This window comes from Lysinibacillus piscis, assembly GCF_026012395.1.
Lineage (GTDB): Bacteria > Bacillota > Bacilli > Bacillales_A > Planococcaceae > Lysinibacillus > Lysinibacillus piscis.
Genome location: NZ_BRZA01000001.1, coordinates 553,698 through 572,780 on the forward strand (window position 1 = coordinate 553,698; position 19,083 = coordinate 572,780).

The 19,083-nt window shown below is 38.1% G+C and carries 19 protein-coding genes; 2 read left to right on the forward strand and 17 right to left on the reverse strand.

Annotated elements, in window-relative coordinates; all coding sequences use genetic code 11:
• Positions 1-2: 2 nt before the first annotated feature.
• The 8 genes from sdaAB to OPF91_RS02865 form a co-directional block, all read right to left on the reverse strand.
• Entirely contained in the window at positions 3-665 is a 663-nt protein-coding gene (sdaAB, locus tag OPF91_RS02830) for an L-serine ammonia-lyase, iron-sulfur-dependent subunit beta (RefSeq protein ID WP_264987162.1), read from the reverse strand.
• Positions 666-989: 324 nt separating this feature from the next.
• The gene (gene fakA / locus OPF91_RS02835) at positions 990-2,639 is read right to left on the reverse strand and encodes a DAK2 domain-containing protein (RefSeq protein ID WP_264987163.1); all 1,650 of its coding nucleotides are present in this window, start codon (positions 2,637-2,639) and stop codon (positions 990-992) included.
• 18 nt (positions 2,640-2,657) lie between these two features.
• Positions 2,658-3,020 (reverse strand): Asp23/Gls24 family envelope stress response protein, encoded by a 363-nt coding sequence (locus OPF91_RS02840; protein WP_264987164.1) that lies wholly within the window; start codon positions 3,018-3,020, stop codon positions 2,658-2,660.
• 95 nt (positions 3,021-3,115) lie between these two features.
• A complete protein-coding gene (locus tag OPF91_RS02845) occupies positions 3,116-4,276 on the reverse strand; it encodes a GGDEF domain-containing protein (RefSeq protein ID WP_264987165.1) in 1,161 nt (386 codons plus the stop codon).
• A gap of 144 nt (positions 4,277-4,420) precedes the next feature.
• On the reverse strand, positions 4,421-6,022 hold the full coding sequence (locus tag OPF91_RS02850) for a M20/M25/M40 family metallo-hydrolase (protein ID WP_264987166.1): 1,602 nt from the start codon (positions 6,020-6,022) through the stop codon (positions 4,421-4,423).
• Between the two features lie 25 nt (positions 6,023-6,047).
• Entirely contained in the window at positions 6,048-7,400 is a 1,353-nt protein-coding gene (locus OPF91_RS02855) for an amino acid permease (protein ID WP_264987865.1), read from the reverse strand.
• Positions 7,401-7,537: 137 nt separating this feature from the next.
• A complete protein-coding gene (locus OPF91_RS02860; RefSeq protein ID WP_264987167.1) occupies positions 7,538-8,299 on the reverse strand; it encodes a dimethylarginine dimethylaminohydrolase family protein in 762 nt (253 codons plus the stop codon).
• A 14-nt stretch (positions 8,300-8,313) separates the two neighbouring features.
• Complete coding sequence (locus tag OPF91_RS02865) at positions 8,314-9,186, reverse strand: dimethylarginine dimethylaminohydrolase family protein (RefSeq protein WP_264987168.1); 873 nt, start codon at positions 9,184-9,186, stop codon at positions 8,314-8,316.
• Positions 9,187-9,415: 229 nt separating this feature from the next.
• Between OPF91_RS02865 and OPF91_RS02870 the strand changes: the two genes are divergently transcribed.
• The gene (locus tag OPF91_RS02870) at positions 9,416-10,156 is read left to right on the forward strand and encodes an IclR family transcriptional regulator (protein ID WP_264987169.1); all 741 of its coding nucleotides are present in this window, start codon (positions 9,416-9,418) and stop codon (positions 10,154-10,156) included.
• 148 nt (positions 10,157-10,304) lie between these two features.
• Positions 10,305-10,493 (forward strand): 50S ribosomal protein L28, encoded by a 189-nt coding sequence (gene rpmB / locus OPF91_RS02875; RefSeq protein ID WP_264987170.1) that lies wholly within the window; start codon positions 10,305-10,307, stop codon positions 10,491-10,493.
• A gap of 74 nt (positions 10,494-10,567) precedes the next feature.
• Here the strand turns inward: rpmB and spoVM are convergent, their stop codons facing one another.
• Genes spoVM through fmt form a run of 9 tightly spaced genes read right to left on the reverse strand, consistent with a single transcriptional unit; the run spans position 10,568 to position 19,083 of the window.
• Positions 10,568-10,672, reverse strand: a complete 105-nt coding sequence (spoVM, locus tag OPF91_RS19120) for a stage V sporulation protein SpoVM (RefSeq protein WP_373877021.1) — start codon at positions 10,670-10,672, stop codon at positions 10,568-10,570.
• A gap of 15 nt (positions 10,673-10,687) precedes the next feature.
• A complete protein-coding gene (locus OPF91_RS02880; RefSeq protein ID WP_264987171.1) occupies positions 10,688-11,341 on the reverse strand; it encodes a thiamine diphosphokinase in 654 nt (217 codons plus the stop codon).
• Positions 11,338-12,006, reverse strand: a complete 669-nt coding sequence (gene rpe / locus OPF91_RS02885; protein WP_264987172.1) for a ribulose-phosphate 3-epimerase — start codon at positions 12,004-12,006, stop codon at positions 11,338-11,340. Before rpe ends, OPF91_RS02880 begins: the two co-directional genes overlap by 4 nt.
• Before the next feature lie 2 nt (positions 12,007-12,008).
• A complete protein-coding gene (gene rsgA / locus OPF91_RS02890; RefSeq protein ID WP_264987173.1) occupies positions 12,009-12,893 on the reverse strand; it encodes a ribosome small subunit-dependent GTPase A in 885 nt (294 codons plus the stop codon).
• Positions 12,894-12,904: 11 nt separating this feature from the next.
• Positions 12,905-14,884: a Stk1 family PASTA domain-containing Ser/Thr kinase gene (gene pknB, locus OPF91_RS02895; RefSeq protein ID WP_264987174.1), complete on the reverse strand. Its 1,980-nt coding sequence runs from the start codon at positions 14,882-14,884 to the stop codon at positions 12,905-12,907.
• 2 nt (positions 14,885-14,886) lie between these two features.
• Entirely contained in the window at positions 14,887-15,636 is a 750-nt protein-coding gene (locus OPF91_RS02900; protein ID WP_264987175.1) for a Stp1/IreP family PP2C-type Ser/Thr phosphatase, read from the reverse strand.
• Between the two features lie 5 nt (positions 15,637-15,641).
• Positions 15,642-16,784, reverse strand: coding sequence for a dual-specificity RNA methyltransferase RlmN (gene rlmN / locus OPF91_RS02905; RefSeq protein WP_264987176.1), 1,143 nt, complete (start codon positions 16,782-16,784; stop codon positions 15,642-15,644).
• A complete protein-coding gene (gene rsmB / locus OPF91_RS02910; RefSeq protein WP_264987177.1) occupies positions 16,784-18,145 on the reverse strand; it encodes a 16S rRNA (cytosine(967)-C(5))-methyltransferase RsmB in 1,362 nt (453 codons plus the stop codon). Before rsmB ends, rlmN begins: the two co-directional genes overlap by 1 nt.
• A complete protein-coding gene (gene fmt / locus OPF91_RS02915) occupies positions 18,142-19,083 on the reverse strand; it encodes a methionyl-tRNA formyltransferase (RefSeq protein WP_264987178.1) in 942 nt (313 codons plus the stop codon). The genes rsmB and fmt overlap by 4 nt, the downstream gene beginning before the upstream one ends.

A 19,083-nucleotide genomic window follows, 5' to 3' on the forward strand; every position in this document is an offset into this window, starting at 1 on the left:
CCCTAGTTATTAATTTTCGACACTTTTGTAATATATGGTATTAACGAAATTTGTTGTATTACTTTCTCTTCAATATTTTGATCGACTTCAATTACCATCAATGCTGTTAAACCACGTTCAATACGTGATACTTCCATATGCCCAATATTGACGTTGTGCATAGCCAAGCAATTCGCTACATTGGCAATACAGCCAGCACGGTCATCATGTACAACCAAAATAGCAGGCATTCCACCTGTTAAACGTAATTTGAAACCGTTTACTTCACTCACTTCAATTTTACCGCCGCCAATCGAAATTCCCACAACTGACATTTCTCCCTCGTCATCTCCAATAACAAGGCGCGCTGTATTCGGATGCTCTGTGTTCGCTGTTTCAGGAATAAATTCAAATGCCAATCCAGCCTTTTCTGCATCTGCAAAGGCGGTTTTAATACGCTCATCATACGTATCATAATTTAATAAACCACCTACGATCGCCACATCTGTACCATGCCCACGATATGTTTCTGCAAATGAGCCATATAAATGAATTTTTGCCCATTTTGGCTGTCTACCAAATAAATCTCTTGCTACACGTCCAATACGAGCAGCCCCTGCCGTATGAGAGGACGATGGTCCAATCATCACAGGTCCTATAATATCAAATACAGAAGTAAACTTCATATAAACACCCCTCTATATATCTTTCTTTTAATCATATTTATATCATATCATAAAAGTAAAGTATTACTTTTCAGCTTTATCAAAATCTATACTACTGTCATTCCAAGCATATAACACTGACTGTCCTTTCAGTAAAGACAGTCATTTTAATAATTATCTCTTAACGTCTATTGTCCTACTCACACATACAGTATCATACATACCTACGCAAATGAATACCGCTTCTACCTATTTAAATGTTTCCCTATTTCCTCTATCCACAAACAAAAGCAGTACACAATTTGTGCACTGCCTTCCTTGCTTCGTTCACCAAATGTCATCGAATTATTCTACTGAAATAATGTATGGATACAAACTTTGTTGACCATTAAATAATTCTACTTCTACGTCTGGATAATGTTCCTCGATAAATGTCACTAATGCCGAAGCCTGTTCTTCTGTTGTATCTTCACCATAAATGACTGTCACAATCTCACTATCTTCATCCACTAAATCTGCAACAACTTTTTCAGCCGCATCCTTTAATGTTGGTGTAGATAACACAATTTTGCCTTCTGCTAGTGCCATAAAGTCATCTTTATGAATAGCAATACCATCAATAGACGTATCCCGCACAGCATATGTCACTTGCCCTGTTTTCACATGCGCAAAGGCTTCCGTCATAGATGCTTGGTTCGTTGCCACAGTAGCATCAGGATTAAATGATAAAATCGCTGCCATCCCTTGAGGAATCGTTTTCGTTGGCACAACTGCCGCATCGATTTCCAACAGCTCCACCGCTTGCTCTGCCGCCATAATAATGTTTTTATTATTCGGTAAGATCAATACTTTTTCAGCACCAATTTCTTGGACAGCTTTGACAATATCTTCTGTGGAAGGGTTCATTGTTTGCCCACCCTCAATCACATAAGAGGCACCGATTGAACGTAATAATGTCGCAACACCTTCACCCATTGCAATCGTGACAATCGCATATGGATGTTTTTCAATTGTTTTCACAGCCGTAGCAGTCGAACGTTCTTCACCAACAATAGCTGAATGTTGCTCACGCATATTGTCTACCTTGATTTTAATAAGACTACCATATTTTTGCCCCATCGCTAATACAGCACCTGGTTGCTCTGAATGAATATGCACTTTCGCAATTTCATCATCCGAAATAACAAGCAATGAATCGCCAAGCGGATTTAATTCATTACGGAATTGGTCTTCATCAAACGACTCTTTTCCTTCTTCAAAGCGCACCATAATTTCTGTACAATAGCCAAATTCAATATCCTCTGTGCTCATGAAATCTTGCACACGATGATGCTCTGCATTAATTAAATCATCCAATGTGGCTTCATTTCTTTCTGGTAATGGCTCACCTTTTAATGAAGCTAAAAATCCTTCATAAACAAATAGCAACCCTTGTCCGCCACTATCTACAACACCTACTTCTTTTAAAACAGGTAAAAGGTCTGGTGTACGCGCTAACGAGCTTCTCGCTTCTGCTGTAAAGGCATCCATCACAGCTATAATATCGCTTTCTGTTTCTGCGACTTCAACACCTTTTTTAGCAGCCTCACGTGCTACAGTTAAAATTGTTCCTTCTACAGGCTTCATCACCGCTTTATATGCTGTATCTACACCCGCTTGAAACGCATTAGCAAAACCTTTCGCATCAATGGTTTCTTCTTTTTCGATAAACTTACCGAAACCTCGGAACAATTGTGATAAAATAACACCCGAATTACCACGTGCACCCATTAATAAACCTTTCGCCAATGCCTGTGCCGTTTTACCAATATGTGCAGTGGCAAAAGCTTCCGTTTCTTTCGCACCTGATGTCATTGATAAATTCATATTTGTTCCCGTATCACCATCTGGTACAGGAAATACATTTAATGAGTCAACATAGTTTGCATTTTGCAATAAATGATGTGCGCCCATTTGCACCATTTCTGCAAACTTTATTCCATCTAAAGACTGCATCCGATTTTACTCCCCCTCTTAATCCTTCGCTACACGGACACCCTGTACAAAAATATTGACAGTGTTTACGCCCATTCCCAATGTTTTATCAACTGTATATTTTACTTTTGATTGTACTTGGTAAGCCACTTCTGAAATTTTTGTACCGTAACTAACAATAATATACATATCAATATGTAAATCGTCGCCTTGTTGTCGAATAATGACACCTTTAGCAAAGTTTTCTTTTCCTAAAATATCAGTAAGCCCATCGCGAATTTGATGCTTTGATGCCATACCTACAATTCCATAACATTCTACAGCAGCGCCTCCCGCAATTTGTGCGAGCACGTCTGTTGAAATATCAATTTGGCCGAATTCATTGCGTAGTTCAATTGACATAGATATGCCTCCTTGGCTCTTTTTGACTAAAAGCTATTGTAACATTTTCATCCTCTATTAATCAACTTTCTCACAAATGATATGTATTTTGCTCATTATGATACCATTACCTGATCTAGTCCTTGAATGTAGTAGCCATTTCGACCATTTTGTTTTGCTTGGTATAGTGCTTCATCAGAGAACGTACAACATTGATAAATTTTTTCTCTGGCACTTGAATGCGTCCAGCACATACCAATACTCACTGTCACACGATTAGCAATTGGTGAACCTCTATGCGGAATACCTAAATCATGTATTGCTGCGATAATTTGCTGACATAGCTCCTCCGCTTGCTCTCGATTACTTTGACTTACTAGTACAAATTCTTCTCCACCCCAGCGTGCCACAAATGCGCTATTTTTCAGTCCGACTTGCTGTAGCTTAATTGCTACTGCCTTTAATGCTTTATCGCCCTGTATATGTCCATAAGAATCATTGAAATTCTTAAAAAAATCAATATCAATCATCAGCACTGCCAATTCTTTTTGTTCATCTAGCTGCTGAATCTTTTCATTAAAAGCACGACGATTCGGTATATTTGTCAGCGTATCTCGCATCACTTGTCCTGCTAATAATTCGGAAGTCTGCTTGGACCTCACCACTTCTGCCCCCAACAAAATTTGCTGGATGATATATTGTTTTTGTACGCTATACATATACCATTGAATCATCAAGCCTATTGGGATAAGAAGAGCTAATGCAAGAAACATCGTAGTGCCTTCCCTAGCTACATCCATCGAGTAGTAAGCTGTTCCTAAAACGATGGCCAATGTCACTAAAATACCACCTAAAATTGTTCGTAATGGGAGGACAAATACAACACAAATCACTAGAAAAATAACTTCATATAATACAACATGATGGAAAAAGTATACATCTACTACCGTAATGATTGTCACAAGCAATAAATTAATATGAATATATCCCCATACGATTTTTTTATATTTGGCAATATTGGATTCTGTGATGACTAGCTTATTCTTTTTAATGAATAATAATATTGCTAAATTGATATAAAACATGATTGTATGAATGACTGCATATAATGGGACCATTTTTCTTTCATCTACCGCAAAAAAGAGCTCACTAAAATGAACGAATGTAATAACGGTTGTAGCATACATCCATGTCCATGCAACTGTTCGCATTCGCAGCACATTCAATCGCACGATTTCCTTTTGTACCATAAATGATAATTGTTGTTTATTGCCCACAAAGGTTCACCTCGAATGATTACTGATTAGTTTTAACTATTCAAACAGTGCTAAACATCCTCTTAACCTTATAGTAACTCAAAATCTCTCTTTTTCACAGTCCAAAAGCCGATACATTTTCCATGTATCGGCTTATTTTTATTACTATAGACTTTTTATTAATGCTTCAAGCATGACTGGCATTTCAGTAAAAGCACTATCGACATGCAGCCTCTCTGTTTTTTGATGTGGGTCTTTGCCAAATGGTCCTACATTTAATACAGGTCCTTGCAATGCTGTCATCGCATCAAATGGAATACTATATGTTTCACCCCAAACAGGTGTATTTTTTTCAAATGCTATCCAGCCACTTTCGCCATCTGAATAATTTACATAGCTTAAATCACAAATGCCATTAAAGTAATGGATTTGTTCCACTTCATTATGAAATGTTTTTGCCATATCCTGCATCAATGTAATGGCTTGTTGCACAACTGGATGACCAGAAGCATTAATCGCTGGATAATAAGGTGGTGCATATAGTAACACAGTTGCAGGTGCTAATTCTTGACAGCGAATCATTAATTGATCCACAATGCGAATCGATTTTTCTCGGTCATCCAATTTCCCATTATCTATCACCTGCTGTTTAATCAGTGCTACTTCCTCTGCTCCTAATTTGGCAATAGCATGCTCTAGCAATGCTTCATAACGGATGACTTTGACAGTTCCTACACCTTTGACCTGTTCACGCACACAAATTTGTTGGTAATGCTCATTACAAGCTGCCATTGCTTCCACTGCAACTTGTTCAAAAATATCCATAACCTCTGTCGCCGTCCGCTTCATTAAAAATACATTATAAAGTGCTGCTGCACGATAGGGTGTTTGTGTCGAATATTCCATTTTCAAATCTTTTAATTGCAAGGACACAGGAAGTGGTGTGCTTTCTCCTAAATCCGTTTCACGAAAAACAGGATTCCATTCCATCTGCTGTGTCATATAAGATGCGATAAAAGTAGCTGTCATTCCTTTTAATGGCTCACCGACATGTGTTTCTTTGCCATAAAACAAAGCAGCAGGCATAATTTTCCCAATCGTTCCTGAGTAAACATATTCCTTAATATCTGCTGGTGCTTGAGAGAAAGATGGCTCACTATTTAAAAATAATGTATATGTGAGATGATGTTCTTCACGTAATCGCACAAGCTCTACTACCGCTGCACGCATGCCAGCCGAATTGACCTCTTCATCAGGAACAGCTGTTAATAGTAGATTAATAGGCCATTTTTCCAAGCTCGCCTTTTCAATCAACTGCATATGAAGTGCCAGCCCCATTTTCATATCCATTGTGCCACGTCCAAATAAGTATTTACCTGATTGTAAATCAATTTGTGCGGATTCTGGTAAATCTTTAAAATATTTAGGTTCCATCAGCTTTGTCGTTAGCTCCTCTGGATGGAAGGCAAGTGACTCTAGCTCACCGTATTCCTCCGTATGCACTGTATCGAAATGGCTGATGAGCACAACCGTTTTCGTTGCCTCTGGGTGCTTATATAAGGCTGTGACAGCGTGCCGTCCTAATCCTGCATCATGTAATTCAATATATTGTGGTTGTTGTTGAAAATAAGAAAGTGTTTGCAATTTATCTCTTAGTTTATAAGCAAAGTCATTTTCACCTTTTGTCAATGTTCTACTTTCCCAACTGACAAGTTCACAGAGCAATGCACGTAATGTTTCAGGTGTATTCCAAAAATAAGTATTCATAAAAAGTCTCCTCTTGCTGTTAAATTCATTTATTTGTAGGGGCCTTATATTGTTTACTCAATTTTACTTTAAAGAAAATCATACAGGCAATAAAGAAGCCGATACCATAAAGTAAACCAATCAATTGTGTTGGATCGAATGCTAAAAAGACAAGAATCAATACACAAAATGCCATACAAATAATCGGTATTAATGGATAATAGGGTGTTTTAAATTTTAAATCCGCTATATTACCACCATTTTGGATAAAATGGCGACGGAACATAAATTGAGATGCACAAATCCCCATCCAAGAAATGGTTACGGAAATACCTGCTACAGACATTAAAATAACAAATACTGTATCCGCTTCCATAACGCTTGTTAATAATGATAATAATGAAAACAACATAGTAAATATCAAAGCATTTAATGGAACTTTATTTTTTGTTAATCGCCCAAACATTTTAGGTGCCATTCCTTCATTCGACATAGACCACAGTAAACGTGTAGATGCAAAAAGACAAGAGTTACCAACTGATAAAATCGCTGTTAAAATAACAAAATTCATAATATCCGCTGCATACGGCACACCAGCAATTTTCATTAATGTAACAAACGGACTTTCCAGCAAACCAAGTTCAGATGCTGGGAAAATAGCAGATAATACAATAATAGAAGCAATATAAAAGACAATAATTCTAAAGATAATCGTACGAATCGCCTTTGGAATATTTTTCTCTGGGTTTTCTGTCTCACCAGCTGCAATACCTACAAGCTCAGACCCTTGATAAGAGAAAATAACATTCATCATGGTTACAAAAATAATGGTAATACCTGCTGGGAACCAACCAGATGGTGCTAAATTTGTGAAATGTGGTGTTGGGCGATCTGCTAAAGGAATGATGCCAAAGATAGCTGCTACACCGATAATGATAAAGGCAATGACCGCTATAACTTTAATACCAGCAAACCAAAACTCTGCCTCTGCAAAACCTCTTGTTGTTAAAGCATTTAATATAAATAGCAAAGCCATAAAAATAGCACACCATATCCAAATCGGAATATCAGGGAACCAATGCTGCATTAAAATACCCGCTGCGGTAAATTCAACACCAGCCGTTGCCGCAGAGCCAACAAAATACATCCAACCTAAAGAGAAGCCTGCTGCTGGGTTAATAAAGCGAGTCGCATATGTTTGAAAAGAACCTGTTACAGGCATATAAACTGCTAATTCACCAAGACAATTCATCACCATAAATAAAATTAAGCCACCAAATAAATAACCAATTAATGCGCCACCAGGTCCAGCCTGATTAATCGTATAGCCAACATTTAAAAATAAGCCTGTCCCAATAACGCCCCCCAGTGATAACATAAGTAAATGGCGACTTTTCATCGAACGTTTTAATGTGTGATCATGTTGTTCATTATTCAATGTTCTCCCCCTCTTTCTCTATCTATTTCAAAAATATTCTGACATTAAAGCCTTAAATGACCCAATCAATGTTTCATCCATTGATTGGGCATTCTTCATTAAAATCGTAAAGATAAGCAGCTTAAACCGCCATCATGTTTTTGGAATTCTGACATTTCTAATTCAATTGTTTGATAACCAAGTGCTGTTAACTTGCGATTTGTTTCTGGATAGCCTGCTGGAATAATGACATAATCATTTACTTGAATACAGTTTGCTGAGTATTCATCTTCTTTTGGAATCACGATTTTGTCATAAGAAGCAAAAGCAGGATGATTAACAAATTCGCCAGCCAGCACCATACGATTTTCTCCCACATAAGCAATACCTGTTTTTAAGTGGAAAAATTCTTTTAATGGGATAATCGTTGCTTCATAGCCTTCTTTTTCGACGATTTCCTTGAATTGACGTGCGCCTTCTTCATTTGTACGATCCGAAATCCCTACATAAAACTTCTTCTCTGCTTGTAATACATCTCCACCATCAAGTGTACCTGGCGCCTGAATATAGTAAACTTTGTCGTAGAATTTTTTAACTGCCGGCTCCATCGCTTCAATTTCACGATTACGCGCCGCTGCACCTGGATTTGAAATAATGGCAAATTCGGCTGTTAAAACGGCTGTATCTTCAACGAATGTAGAATCTGGGAATGCTTCATCTGCTTCTAATTGTGTGACTTCAACACCACATTTTTTTAATGCTTCTACATATTGTACATGTTGCTTAAATAATTTTTCTAAAATTGGTTTCCCTAAATCACTTGTTGTTAAGCCATTAATAAAACTATTTCCTGGATTTTTCACGATTACATTTTTAAACATTTTCATCCATCTCCTTATCCTCTAATCACTGGGCAAGTTAAGCACGTTGGCCCACCTGTTCCCTTAACTGTAATTTCATCGCCCTTATATTCATACACGCTTGCACCCACAGCCTCTAATTGTTGCTTCGTCACTGGATTACCACTTGGAATCACACACAATCTTGGTGCTAGCGCTAATACATTACAGCCAAGCGTATCATATTCTTCCTTTGGCACCTCAACTAATTGAATGCCTCGTGCTAGTAACAGTTGGCGGAAAAAGACTGGCATCAAACGTGAATGGACAACAGCTAAATCCTTGTCCACCATACTAATAAAGGACATCAAGTGTAGACATTCTGCTTCACCTAAATCATGTGGCAACTGTACAACGATAAATTCATCCACCATATCAGCCGTCATATCCTTCAATTGACGAATCGCCTCATCATTTGTACGATAGCCTCTCCCCACAGCTAATGTACGATCATCTAACCAAACAATATCTCCACCATCTGATACAGCTTCACCAGTTAACTCACCAATAATCGGTATACCTTTTGCTGTTAAAAATTCTTTATAAACAGTCGCTTCTGGCTGTCTTAATGTTTTACCAGACTTTAAAATAATGGCTCCCTTTGGTGTAAATTTCACTGGATCATGTGCATAAAGCGAATCTAAGCCAACAGTCGCTGATTTTGGTAAATAGTCAATCTGCTCAACATGCTTTTCCAAAATGGCTATAAAATCAGCATATTCATTGACAGCTTCAGCATAATTAGGCTCTGCTAAGTAATTAAATGTTTGCCATTCTGCATGTAAATGGTCTTGATTTTGAAATGCCTCTTTCGGATGTTTGACAATCACATGCTTTAATGGAGCATACATAGATGAACAATAATGCATTATCCCACTCCTTTTTCCGTTTAACGGAATTGATTTCCGCACAAAGGAAAGTTTATATGAAAAATATATTCCTTTCATGCTATACTGTCAATATATTTAGAAAATTTTTATTTTTGTTCAACAGAAGGCTTCTAGGTATAATCAATTTTGAAGAGACATTTTATGACGCCATTACATAAGATTTAATTGAATAAACAGTGCTAGATATAATCTAAGGAGGAAAAGGTATATGCAATTATTAGAACGTGCAATGATTATTACCAAAATTTTAGCTTCTACAGCTAATATAAATGGTATGTCCATTTCAGAAATATCCACTAAATGTGACCTACCGCTAAGTACATTACATAGAATTTTACAAGCCATGATTAAACAAGGCATGGTGACACAAGATAGCAAAACGAAGCACTATCATCTGGGGACAATATGGATGGAAATTGGCTTACAAGTATACGATACAATGGATTACATCAGCAAAATTAGAATAGAGTTAGAGCAACTAGCTCGATTAGTAGGAGAAAGTGTTTATTTAAATAAACCTGCTGACTTAGATACGATTATTATCGAAAGAATTGACAACCCTTCCAATCCTATTCGCATTTATGACCAATTAGGCATTCGTGTACCTATGCATATCGGAGCAGCAAATAAGGCCATCCTTGCTGCAATGTCGACAAGTCGTGCTAAAGAAATTTTACAGCAGCTTGTTCCAGCAGAAGAGATTGCACAAATTGAGACGCAGCTTGAGCAAATTAAAACGCAGGGCTTTGCTATTAGTCATGGTGAGCGTACAGCGGGAACTTCTTCTATAGCTGTTGCGATTTTTAATGGTTTTGGTGAAATTATTGGTGCTGTAAGTATCGGCTTTGTCAGCTTCAATGTATCTCAAGAAAAAATCGATTATCTAGCACAACAGCTCATAGCAACAGGACAGCAAGTATCTACAAAGCTCGGCTACCGTGGAAAATAAATCCATTATAGGTGTAAAGGTTTTTTTCTTGAAAGGTTATGTGAAAACTGTTGCACTGAACGTCATGGTATGTTAAATTATTATGGTATGTGAAATACCGAACTGAAATAATTATCTTTCAGCATTAACAGTAAGGAGGAAATATATTATGCCAAAACAATGTGTAATCACTGGTCGTAAAACTCGTACTGGTAACAACCGTTCTCATGCTATGAACGCTAACAAACGTACTTGGGGTGCTAACCTTCAAAAAGTTCGTATTTTAGTAGACGGCAAACCAAAACGTGTATGGGTTTCTGCTCGTGCATTAAAATCAGGTAAAGTTGAGCGCGTTTAATCGTCGCTTCACAATAAAACGGACAGAGAAAGATTCTCTGTCCGTTTTTACTTACACAAAAAATCCGACTGTGATTAGTCGGATTTTTTGACTTTCTTGTCTTTTTTAAATAGGTTGATGCATGTACGTGTAATGCTACTAACCACTTTTGGTAGCTGGAACGTGTAGACCTTCAACACTTTCTCCCCCTCACGTTAATCTATGCTTCTTATCATTAAACATATGCCTTGTGAGAAAGATATAGACCCTGCATCTCCTATTATTTCATTGCTGGTGAACATAGATGTACCTAGTGATATATCTACATCGGTCGTTTCATATTTAACATGCCGTAATGTGACATTTTTAATCGGCTCTTCATGTGCAAAAAAAGATAAATAACGATAATTTGGATTCGCTGGAATACGATGTGTACCAGGCATTAAAAATTGCAGGACATTGGTTTGATTCACAATTTTGAACGCAATGTGTGGATACTCCTTTTGTAAACGATAAATCGAACGAATTGCTGCTTCATAATGATCTAAACGACCACCTGTTACACCTGTTAAAATAATTTCTGTAGGTGCATAGCGAAGTGCCTTAAGCAGCGCTAAATCTGTATCTGTTTCGTCCTTTTCCTCTTGGAATCGCTCACTGTCATGCGTATGCGTAATCACCAACTGATATTCCTCTGCTGTCAATGAATCAAAGTCACCAACAATAGCATGTGGCGTAATGCCCTGTTCAATTAAATACAATGCGCCACGATCAGCACCGATAAAATGCACATTTTGCTGTTGCTGATAGGTTGTGAAAGAACAGAGCTCTCCTTGTGGGCCACCTGCGCAAATCACGACGATAGTCATTTTTGTACAGCAGCCTCACCAGCAGCTAAAATTTCCTGTAATGCAGCTGTTCGATCTTCTTTACTATAAATCGCCGAACCTGCCACAAAAATAGTTGCTCCTGCTTTTGCACAAGGTACGATTGTTTCAGCCGTAATACCTCCATCAATTTCGATGTCAATATTTAAGCCACGTTCTTGAATGATTGTTGCTAATGCTTCAATTTTTGGTACAACAGAGGGAATGAATTTTTGACCACCAAAGCCTGGATTCACGGTCATAAATAACACCATATCGATATCCTCTAGCACATGCTGAATTGTCTCAATCGGTGTATGTGGATTTAATACAACCCCCGGCTTCACACCATATGAACGAATCAACTGGATTGTACGGTGTAAATGGCGACATGCTTCCACATGCACTGTAATATAATCTGCACCTGCTTTTGCAAATTGTTCAATATACTGATCAGGGTTTTCAATCATTAAATGAACATCTAATGGCAATGTTGTTAATGGGCGAATCGCTTCTAATACGATTGCGCCAAATGAAATATTCGGTACGAAATGACCGTCCATTACATCAATATGAATTAGTTTTGCGCCTGCTTGTTCTACTTCTTTTACTTCGTCTCCTAATTTAGCGAAATTCGCTGCTAAAATAGATGGTGCGATTTGTATCATCCTTAATACCTCGGCTTTCTATCGATAATTTCTTGGATAAACTGCTCATAATGCTTGTAACGATATGCTCGAATGTCACCTGTTGCTACAGCCTCTTTCACTGCACATTTAGGTTCCTTTAAATGCAGACAGCCTCTGAATTTACAGTTATCTGCAAGCTGCGCCATTTCAGGGAAGCAGGAGCCAAGCTCTTCCTTGTCAATTGTATCAAAATCAAAGGAGCTAAAGCCAGGTGTATCTGCAAGTAAACCATCACAAACTTCGATTAGCTCCACATGGCGTGTCGTATGCTTCCCTCGCCCTAAGCTTTGCGAAATAATCCCTGTCTTTAAATTCAAACTAGGAATTAACGTATTTAGTAATGTAGATTTGCCAACACCTGATTGACCTGCTAGTACAGATGTTTTCCCCTTTAAAATAGGTTGTAATCGCTCGACTAATTCTTCCTCATCTTTATACGTTTGCAAAACCGTATAGCCCATACTTTCATAATCTTGTATATAGCTATTCAGTTCTTCTTGCTCATTTGCAGCCAATAAATCCATTTTAGTTAAGCAAATAATGGGATGTACATGGAATGATTCCAATACAACAAGAAATCGATCTAGCAAAATAGAGTTAAAATCAGGCTCTTTCACAGAAAATACTAAAATGCCTTGATCAATATTGGCAATGGGAGGACGCACTAATTCGTTTTGTCGCTCCATTATTTTTTGAATTGTCCCGTCTGAGCCCTCTATTTCTAATGTATACTCGACAATATCTCCAACAAGTGGTGATTCCCCACGATTACGGAATACACCACGTCCTCGACATTGTATAAGCTCCTGACCATCATACACATAATAATAACCGCTCAATGCTTTACGAATTTGGCCTAATGCCATCCAACTCCCCCTTAGTTAAATTTTGGATCGTTATAGTTAATTTTGTCTTCTGCAATAATTTCTGAGTCTCGAATGATTTTATAAGCTGCCTCTTCACCTTCTGCCACTACAAGTGTTATGCGATAGTCAATATCCGTCATAATCGGAAATTCCTCATATGGTTTGAGCATCGTGTGATTCTTATCTTGAATTTCAACGCGAATCATTTGCTCAATACCTTCTTCTGACGGTTTATATTCGATTTTAATCGTTTGCACCCATGTTTTTACAGGTTTTTCAGCAGGTCCCTTACTCATAATCACATCAATCGTAGAACCTTTTTGTACCTCTGTATTTGCCTCTGGTGTTTGTGAAATAACACTTCCTGCAGCAATTTGCTCATTGTGCTCTTCACGTACGATACGCCACTTAAGCCCTTTTCGTTCGACATAAGCATCCATTTGCTTTTTTGTATAATTTTTGACATCATCAATCGTCACCATTTCAACACCCTGACTCACTTGAAAAACAATTGTCGTATCTTTAGCAATCACTTCTTCACCAGCTTGTGGTGTTTGCTTAATAATCGTGCCTTCTGGTTCATCTGAATAAATGGAATTGATTTCGATATGCGCAAATGTGTCTCGCAACAATTTCTCTACTTGCTGTATCGATTTACCTACATAATCATCTACCTTTGTTGCTGCAACACCAAGGCTAACTACTAGCGTAATTTCAGTTTCTTTTATCCGTTCTTTTCCTTCAGGTGGATCTGTTTCGATAACATTCCCTTGTTCCACTTGTTCATCATAACGCTCCTGTGTTTCCTCGCTGACGACAAAACCTAAAGCTTCTAATTTCTGTGTCGCTTCTTCTACTGTCAAATTAGCTACATTCGGAACAGTTATTTTTTTCGGGCTAAATAAATCTGTTGCAAATAACAGGAATAAAAATAGCGCAATAAGAACTGTCACAATACTTGCTATATACAAAGGCCATTTTTTCTTTTTGGGCTTCTTGATTGGTGCTGACACTTTTTCGACCGACTTTGTAGTTGTCATCGTAACTGGGGCCATCGCCTTGGTTTGATCCAAATCCTCTGCATGCTGAACTTTTGGATCTTTAATAATCGGAATAGCTCTTGTAGCGTCATGATCGATAGGTGTTGCAAATTTTGGCTCCTGTATACGACTTGGTGATAGAACCGTTTCCAAATCCTCCTGCATTTCCTCCACTGTAGCATAACGATGTAGGGAATCTTTTGCCGTTGCCTTTAATACAACGTTTTCCACACTTTGTGGAATAGTTGCATCAAATGCACGTACAGATGGTGTTTCTGATTGTAAATGCTTTAATGCAATTGATACAGCCGATTCTCCTGAGAAGGGCAATTCACCTGTTAATAATTCATATAACACAATGCCTAGTGCATAAATATCGGATTTGTTTGTTGCTGTACCACCACGTGCTTGCTCTGGTGACAAGTAATGTACTGTCCCCAACACTGAATTTGTTTGTGTAAAAGAAGTAGCACTCAAAGTCATTGCAATACCAAAATCGGCAATTTTCACATTGCCTTCTGCATCCATTAAAATATTTTGCGGTTTAATGTCTCGATGGATAATATGGTTTTCATGTGCAATCGCAATCGCTGATGTCAACTGCTTCATAATATGCACACTGCGAGCAGGTGAAATAGGGGCAAACTCTTGTATATATTGCTTTAATGTTTTCCCTTTGACATACTCCATCACGATATAATGTAAGTCACCATCATCCCCTACATCATAAATACTCACAATATTAGGGTGTGTAAGGCTTGTAGCAGACAATGCCTCACGTTGAAAGCGGCGGTGTAATTCCTCTTCATTAGAAAAATCATAGCGTAATACTTTAATGGCTACATCACGATTTAAAATCATATCATGCGCTAAATACACATGTGACATGCCGCCACCACCTATTAGCTCGATAATTTTATAGCGGTCACTAATCCTTTTTCCTACAAGCATTCTTACACCTCCTCTTCTTGTGCTGTGAGTAGTACAAGTGAAATATTGTCTTCCCCCCCACTCACATTAGCCAAATGAACGAGCTGTTGACCTTTTTTCTTGAGTGAGCTAGGGTATGCCAAAATAGCAACCATTTCAGCCATCGACAATTTATTACTCAAGCCATCTGAACAAATCAGCAAATAGGAGCTAGCTTGCAATTCTACCTCATAAAAATCAGGTTCAATGGTTTCCTCTGTGCCAAGTGATTTTAAAATGAAATTTTTCTTTGGATGCGTTAATGCTTCTTCCTCACTAATTTCACCATTTTCGACTAACACATTGACATAGGAATGGTCTTTCGTAATTTGCTGTGCACCATCTTCATAGAAATGATAAACACGACTATCACCAACATGTGCAATGAAGCAATGACTTCCTTCTATTAATACAGCGATGAGAGTTGTTCCCATTCCTTTACAGTCTTCATGTGATAATGAATAGTTATAGATGTTTGTATTTAATTGCTTGATCGTTTGTAATAACCATTCATTTTTTAAAGTTATTGATGCAAATTGATGTGTCTCTGCTTGTAAAAAAATAGCTTCCATCTGTTTGACAGCCATCTCGCTTGCTACATCGCCTGCATTATGTCCACCCATACCATCTGCTATAAGTGCTAATGCAAAGCCATCAGGACGTCTAAAAAATGCAGCACGGTCTTCATTAATTGCTCGTTTTAACCCAACATCACTTTCAACTGTGTATTGCACATTGGTCACCTCGTTTCTTCTGCTCTCTCTTGCGCACGTAATTGACCACACGCAGCGGCGATATCAGCACCTTGTTCTCGGCGGATTGTTACGTTAATACCCTTTTTCTTTAATGCTTTCTCAAAGGCAAAAATTCGACTACGTGATGTACGAATATAATCACGTTCTGGCACATAATTGATAGGGATTAAATTCACATGACATTTCATTCCTTTGATTAAAGCTGCTAATTCCTCTGCAACTTCCACTGAATCATTTTCACCAGACATTAACCCATACTCAAAGCTAACACGTCGACCTGTTTTGTTTGTATAGTAACGAACTGCTTCCATCAATTCATCTAATTTATAAGCACGTGCAATCGGCATTAATTTTTGACGTGCTTCTTGGTTTGGCGCATGTAGAGACACCGCAAAGTTAATTTGTAATTGCTCATCAGCAAATTGATAAATTTTTGGCACAATCCCTGATGTTGATACTGTAATATGACGTGCACCAATATTTAATCCTTTTTCATGGTTGATGACTTTTAAGAAATTCATCATCGCATCATAGTTATCGAAAGGTTCACCAATACCCATAATGACGATATGGGATACACGCTCGCCCACCTCATCTAATGTTTGCTGCACCTTCACTACTTGCTCCACAATTTCTCCAGCTAATAAATGACGCTTTAAGCCACCTAGTGTCGATGCACAGAATGTACAACCAATACGGCAACCTACCTGTGTCGTTACACAAACAGAATTACCATATTCGTGGCGCATTAATACTGTTTCAATAGAATAACCATCTTGTAATTGGAATAAAAATTTAATCGTTCCATCTTTTGATTCTTGCTTAATGATTGTTGATAGTGTCGTTAAAGCAAAGTTTGCCTCTAACTTCTCACGTAAACCTTTTGATAAATTAGACATATCCTCAAATGTTTTGACACGTTTATTATACAACCAATCAAAAATTTGTGTTGCTCGGAAAGGTTTTTCTCCTTGCTCTTTCAACCATTCTTCTAATTGCTGTGGCTGTAAAGAATAAATGGATTCTTTTAAATTTACCTTCTCTTTTTTGACACGTCGGGCAGGTTTTTCTTCTGCTTCTTCTACTAAATCGTTAATACGTTCATTAAATTTCTCTTGATCCATCATTAGTTGGATCCTCCTTTTTTACGAAAAGCAGCTACAAAGAAACCGTCACTACCAAAATCTTGCGGAAAGACTTGTAGCATACCATTCGCTTGCTTTTCTGCTAATTCCTTCGGTAATGATTGTAGTTCAATCGCTTCTATTTCGGGATGTTGTGCTAAAAAGGCTTCCACTGTGCCTTCATTTTCTTTTTTATCGACTGTACAAGTACTATAAACAAGTTTACCACCGATTTTTAATACTTTTGTGGCAGCATCAAGCAAGTCAATCTGTATTTTTTGGAGATTCGCTAAATCTTCCTCACGTTTCGTATACTTAATATCTGGTTTACGGCGCATTACACCTAAGCCACTACATGGTGCATCCACTAAAACAGCATCAAAAGATTCTTGCTGTAAAAAAACAGGTGCTTTACGCCCATCAATCGGTGCTGTTTCAACAATTTCAATACCTAAACGCTCTATATTTTGGTCGATTAAATCTAATTTATGTGGATGAAGGTCTGTTGCCAAAATACTGCCTTCATTTTGCATAATGGCTGCTAAATGTGTTGTTTTCCCTCCTGGTGCTGCACACATATCTAAAACACGCATACCTGGTGACGGCTGTAGAACATTTGCAGGCAACATAGAGCTTTCATCCTGTATCGTAATCAATCCTTCTTGAAATGCTTTTGTACGAGCAGGCTGACCATCTGTAATATGCAGACATTCTGGTAATATATCACTCTGTTTAGCCGTCAATCCTTCTGCTTGTAGGCTAGCAATCGCTTCCTCTACCGTAGCTTTAAGTGTGTTCACACGTACCGTTTGCACAGGCGGTCTGTTATTTTCGTGCAGCATGTCACTTGCTACTTCCATGCCGTAATTATCAACAAAACGCTGTACAAGCCAATGGGGATGGCTTGTTTCAATTGCAAGACGTTCAATTGGATTTTCAATAGCCGCTGTTGAAGTTACCCCTTGACGTAGCACAGAGCGCAAAACTCCATTAACCGTTGAGGCAATCCCCTTATGGCCACGACGCTTCGCAATTTCCACCGCTTCATTTACTGCTGCATGTGGTGGGATACGTGTCAAATAATGTATTTGATATAAGGATAGGCGTAGTAGCCAACGTACCCAATGGTCAATTGAACCACGAATAAACGGCTCTAAATAATAATCCAATGTCATTTTATGTTGCAAGGTGCCATAGGTGATTTCCGTTAATAATGCACGATCTTTCGCCTCTATTTTATGTCGTTTAATCGTTTCATTTAACAGTAAATTACTGTATGCCTGACTTTTATCTACTGCAAGTAAAATAGATAATGCCGCATCACGTACATTACCATTCCAAATTACTACACTTTTTTTACTCATTGAAATTGATCTCCAATCTGCAATTTAGAGCCTGTACCGCGTAAATATTCTTCAGCTGTCATACGTTTTTTACCTGCTGGTTGAATATCATATAATGCCAGTGTGGAGCCATTTCCTGCTGCTACTTCAAAGTGATCCTTTGCAATGGCTACAACTGTACCCGGCTGTGCATCATGCTTACTTTGCCCAACCTTTGCCCACCAAATTTTGAAATTTCCTTCTTCAAACGTTGTATAGGCAACTGGCCACGGATGTAAACCACGTACTTGATTGTATAAAGTAGTTGCATCCTCTGTCCAATCAATACGCTCCTGCTCACGAGAAATGTTGCTGGCAAATGATACTTGTGTCTCATCCTGTACAGTACGACTATTTGTTTTATTTATAATAGAAGGAAGTGTATTTTTTAATAAATCACGACCGACGTTGCTCAGCTTGTCAAAAAGTGCTCCTGTATGGTCCTCTGCCTCGATTGGAATAGCACTTTGCGAAATAATATCACCTGCATCTAGCTTCTCTGCCATATACATAATCGTGACACCTGTTTCTTTTTCACCATCTATAATCGCTTGATGAATAGGCGCTCCTCCACGATATTTTGGTAATAAAGAGGCATGTACATTAATACAGCCAAGTGGTGGTGTAACTAATAGCTCCTTCGGCAAAATTTGCCCAAAAGCTGCTGTAACAATTAAATCTGGTTGTAAATCTATAATTTGCTGTAACTCCGCTGAGCCACGCAATTTTTCAGGTTGAATAACGGGTAAGCCTAATTCTAATGCTGCCGCTTTTACAGGAGGAGGTGTTAAAACACGCTTTCTTCCTACAGGACGGTCTGGCTGTGTGATAACTGCCTTAATTGCATAGCCTTCTTCATATAGCATACGCAAAATGGGTGCAGAGAAATCAGGTGTTCCCATAAAGACGATAGATGTCAT

Bases quoted from the DNA above. Each gene is read 5' to 3' on its own strand.
- sdaAB (WP_264987162.1), bottom strand. From the start codon at position 665: ATGAAGTTTACTTCTGTATTTGATATTATAGGACCTGTGATGATTGGA.
- fakA (WP_264987163.1), bottom strand. From the start codon at position 2,639: ATGCAGTCTTTAGATGGAATAAAGTTTGCAGAAATGGTGCAAATGGGC.
- OPF91_RS02840 (WP_264987164.1), bottom strand. From the start codon at position 3,020: ATGTCAATTGAACTACGCAATGAATTCGGCCAAATTGATATTTCAACA.
- OPF91_RS02850 (WP_264987166.1), bottom strand. From the start codon at position 6,022: ATGAATACTTATTTTTGGAATACACCTGAAACATTACGTGCATTGCTC.
- OPF91_RS02855 (WP_264987865.1), bottom strand. From the start codon at position 7,400: ATGAAAAGTCGCCATTTACTTATGTTATCACTGGGGGGCGTTATTGGG.
- OPF91_RS02860 (WP_264987167.1), bottom strand. From the start codon at position 8,299: ATGTTTAAAAATGTAATCGTGAAAAATCCAGGAAATAGTTTTATTAAT.
- OPF91_RS02865 (WP_264987168.1), bottom strand. From the start codon at position 9,186: ATGCATTATTGTTCATCTATGTATGCTCCATTAAAGCATGTGATTGTC.
- OPF91_RS02870 (WP_264987169.1), top strand. From the start codon at position 9,416: ATGCAATTATTAGAACGTGCAATGATTATTACCAAAATTTTAGCTTCT.
- rpmB (WP_264987170.1), top strand. From the start codon at position 10,305: ATGCCAAAACAATGTGTAATCACTGGTCGTAAAACTCGTACTGGTAAC.
- OPF91_RS02880 (WP_264987171.1), bottom strand. From the start codon at position 11,341: ATGACTATCGTCGTGATTTGCGCAGGTGGCCCACAAGGAGAGCTCTGT.
- rpe (WP_264987172.1), bottom strand. From the start codon at position 12,006: ATGATACAAATCGCACCATCTATTTTAGCAGCGAATTTCGCTAAATTA.
- rsgA (WP_264987173.1), bottom strand. From the start codon at position 12,893: ATGGCATTAGGCCAAATTCGTAAAGCATTGAGCGGTTATTATTATGTG.
- pknB (WP_264987174.1), bottom strand. From the start codon at position 14,884: ATGCTTGTAGGAAAAAGGATTAGTGACCGCTATAAAATTATCGAGCTA.
- rlmN (WP_264987176.1), bottom strand. From the start codon at position 16,784: ATGATGGATCAAGAGAAATTTAATGAACGTATTAACGATTTAGTAGAA.
- rsmB (WP_264987177.1), bottom strand. From the start codon at position 18,145: ATGAGTAAAAAAAGTGTAGTAATTTGGAATGGTAATGTACGTGATGCG.
- fmt (WP_264987178.1), bottom strand. From the start codon at position 19,083: ATGACATCTATCGTCTTTATGGGAACACCTGATTTCTCTGCACCCATT.